The sequence below is a fragment of the Brasilonema angustatum genome, assembly GCF_059505445.1.
Genome location: NZ_JCACKO010000071.1, coordinates 1 through 3,832, shown reverse-complemented (window position 1 = coordinate 3,832; position 3,832 = coordinate 1). Strand labels below are relative to the sequence as shown.

General features: G+C 44.6%; 1 protein-coding gene and 1 pseudogene. Both read right to left on the bottom strand.

Features of this window, described 5'->3' with window-relative positions; translation table 11 throughout:
- Positions 1–527 precede the first annotated feature (527 nt).
- The gene (locus AC5JM2_RS14045) at positions 528–1,355 is read right to left on the bottom strand and encodes a class I SAM-dependent methyltransferase (RefSeq protein WP_495835488.1); all 828 of its coding nucleotides are present in this window, start codon (positions 1,353–1,355) and stop codon (positions 528–530) included.
- Positions 1,356–2,143: 788 nt separating this feature from the next.
- Positions 2,144–3,832: pseudogene (locus AC5JM2_RS14040) on the bottom strand (filamentous hemagglutinin N-terminal domain-containing protein); the annotation flags it as partial.

The following is a 3,832-nucleotide window of genomic DNA, read 5'->3' as shown; positions in this document are numbered from 1 at the left end:
AGCTTGACTTCTAGTTGGTCTACTTCGGTTTACTCCATCAAAATCAGCGACAGCAAAGAGTAAACCGGTTTGGTTTTAGTAATTCCCATTTTTCCTTTCTAGCTTGACTTCTAGTTGGTCTACTTCGGTTTACTCCATCAAAATCAGCGACAGCACAGAGTAGACTGGTTTGGTTTTAGTAATTTCTGCTTTTCCTTTTTAGCTTGGGGTCTAGCCGGGATACGTGCAAAATGGGACACGATGCAAAGTTATGTTAAAAAAGTTGCTTTAAATTTTATGATGTGATGCTAAGGAAAAATCAAACTGATAACTTTAAGACAGTTTTGGCTGAAAAACCTCAAACATATCAGAGGCGTGCGATAGCCCAAAGGGCTGACGCTCCGCGTATCGTCATCTTCGTCCAAATGCAATCACCGAAAGAACTCAAACAACGATTATTAGGCGTGTTTTGGCTCTTTCATTGGATGCTCTTGTCGGTTAAGTTAAAATAAAAGCCCCAATCTCATCTAATGTCTGCGGTATAATATTTAGATCTTCCGTGCAATTTGAAATGCAGCTAAGTTAAACAGATGAATTTCGCCCTTAAATTGCTGTTCGATCGCGGTTCTCAATCCCGAAAATAGATTTACTCTCACTTGCGACTCTAAGGCAACGTATTGTGAACCGCTACTCAAATAATCGAGATACCGATCAACGCTATAGGTTTGTTCGCAAGGGAAGATTTCTGTGGAGGGAGGCTCAAACAATCCTGAATCCCCGACAGGTTTTCCCAAGCCTGCGGCAATTTCAGCTTGTTTTTCTCGACCTTCGTACGAAGGTGCGATCGCGGGCGCGTAAGCTTGATAAACCTGATTCAAAACTTGATGAACTTCATGACTTGGCTCAAGCGTCAGGTTCCAAAGTAAAACGAGAGAACCATCCTCTCGTAACGTCTGTGATGCTTTCACATATTTGATGCCGGATGATATCCAGTGCCAAGCATTTGCTGCTAGTACAATTTCATACGCTTGTGGTTGAACTTGCCACTCCTCGAAAGATTCCTGAAAGAGTTGAACCAGAGGAAATGCTGCAAGACGACGTGCTGCAACTTGGCAGAAATCTCGATTCGGTTCTACCGCATCGATTGCACATCCCAACTGAGCAAAGTTAATCGTCGCAATTCCTGACCCGCATCCGACTTCGAGAATGGTTGAGTCAGAGGAAAGGTGAGCGGCTTCAATCGCTCGCTGTATTAGTGCTTCAGGATAGCGGGGTCTGCCTCGATCATAAGCTTCCACAACTGGCGTGTACCAAACCTTCCGTTGCTCTAAGTCTCGATTTGAATACTCATTAAATATTTTGACCGAATCTGCCATGATTCTTACCCGTGCTTGTCATTTTCAAGCTTAACTCTCTTGTCGCATCTCATGCTAAATAGGGGCAAGTTGGTAAATCAAGAAAGTAGGTTGTGTAACATTTTTTTTACAACATGTCCCCTGAATGCGCGTATCCCGGCTTAACCCCAGCTTGACTTCTAGTTGGTCTACTTCGGTTTACTCCATCAAGAACAGCGACAGCACAGAGTAGACTGGTTCGCTTTGAGTAATTTCTGCTTTTGCTTTGTAGTTTGGTTTCTAGTTGGTCTACTTCGGTTTACTCCATCAAGAACAACGACAGCACAGAGTAGACTGGTTCACTTTGAGTAATTTCTGTTTTTCCTTTGTAGTTTGGTTTCTAGCTGGTCTACTTCGGTTTACTCAATTAAGATTAGCGACAGTACAGAGTAGACTGGTTCGCTTTGAGTAATTCCTGCTTTTCCTTTGTAGTTTGGTTTCTAGCTGGTCTACTTTGGTTTACTCAATTAAGATTAGCGACAGCACAGAGTAGACTGGTTCGCTTTGAGTAATTCCTGCTTTTCCTTTTTAAAAAGCGATCGCCTCTGGCGTCTGCGCTTTGCGCAATCGCCGTGACCCCGCCATAAAACGCAAATGAAAAGAAGTTTTTTAGTTTTGGTCGAAAAAACCCCCTCCAGGATGCCCAGGAAGGGGTCTATTTTTTCTTGGTGGGGTGATTGTACCTTTGGTAGAAACTCAATTGTTAATACATATGTACTAAAAAAAGATTTAGTTACCTTAAAATAAGGGTGCGATACCTGAAACCGTGGCTACTTCGTTGCAGCACAACTACTATTAGGCGCTGGCTGTTCACGCTGTGGACCAGTCTTAGTCGGATCATAAGCGACCAGCACCACCTCACCTTTTTCGTTATATATCCAACCTTGAGCAGGTACTATCTGTTTAACAGGTGGCTTTTTAGATGGTTGCTTTTGTGTTGGAGTTGTTAAACTTACTTTACTGGGGACAGGCTCAATTAAATCAACACGCACATTGTCACTACTGAGGATTTTATTTGGATCTGTTGGCAATCCCCCGCGTCCGGTGACAGTGAAAGTGCTACCAAAACCTTTGATACAGGGATTTTGAGCAACCTGCTGTGCCGGATCAACCACAGTTTCTGTTAATTCAAATAACCCTTGGGTGGGGTCAATATCAACTACATTAATTAGCACATTACCACTCGACTGGTCATTTACCCCTGTGGCGGTGATGTCGCTTGTGTTTGGGGAAGCAGGATTACGAGACACAAAGCCAAAAATACCTCGGCTATTGATTTTGACATTACCGCCACGGGAATTAGCAGAGTTAGCAGTGATATCGCTATTGTCAAAGCCAACCAGGACACCAGTATTAATATTGATGTTGCCGCCAATAACGTTTTCTCCTGTGGCGTTGGTTCTGATGATGCTGTTGCGACTCATGATCAAATCTTTTGAGTTAATGTTAATTGTCGCTTGCTCTCTATTCGGGTTAACTTTAGCGTTTTGTGTATTGGCGGTGAGTAAACCATTGTTGTCTAAGCGGATAGAGCCAGCATTTAATGTCATGTTGCCTGCGGTTCCTGTTCCACGACTCTCCACGCTTACTTTAGCCCCATCTCGCACTAGCAAGGTATTGGTTCTGACCGTAAGATCACCAGCATCCCCTGTTGAGTTTGGCGTTGTAGAAGCAAACAAGCCACTGGAAAACTGACCATCAGCGCTTGTACCAATCAATTGTACATCTTGGGCATCAACCCTCAAAGAACCCCCCTTGCCCGCACCGAAAGTACCAGCGCCTACCTGTGCCCCATCTCGCACTAGCAAGGTATTGGTTTTGATTGTCAGATCACCCGCATCCCCTGTTGAGTTTGATCCTACGTCAGCAAACAAGCCACTGCCAAACTGACCATCAGCGCTTCTACCAATCAGTTGCACATCTTGGGCATCAACACTCAAATTTCCCCCCTTGCCCTTACCGAAAGTACTAGTAAGTACCCGTGCCCCATCTCGCACTAGCAAGGTGTTGGTTTTGATTGTAAGATCACCTGCATTCCCTGTTGAGTTTGCTTGTGCAAACAAGCCACTGGAAGCCTGACCATCAGCACTTCTACCAATCAATTGCACATCTTGGGCATCAAGGCTCAAAGAACCCCCCTTACCCGCACCGAAAGTACTTGCACTTACCTGTGCCCCATCTCGTACTAGCAAGGTATTGGTTTTGATTGTCAAATCACCCGCATTCCCTGTTGAGTTTTGATTTGCGTTAGCAAACAAGCCACTGGAAGCCTGACCATCAGCACTTCTACCAATCAATTGCACATCTTGGGCATCAAGGCTCAAAGAACCCCCCTTGCCCGCACCGAAAGTGCCAGTAAATACCTGTGCCCCATCTCGCACTAGCAAGGTATTGGTTTTGATTGTAAGATCACCCGCATCTCCTGTTGAGTTTCGATTTGCATTAGCAAACAAGCCACT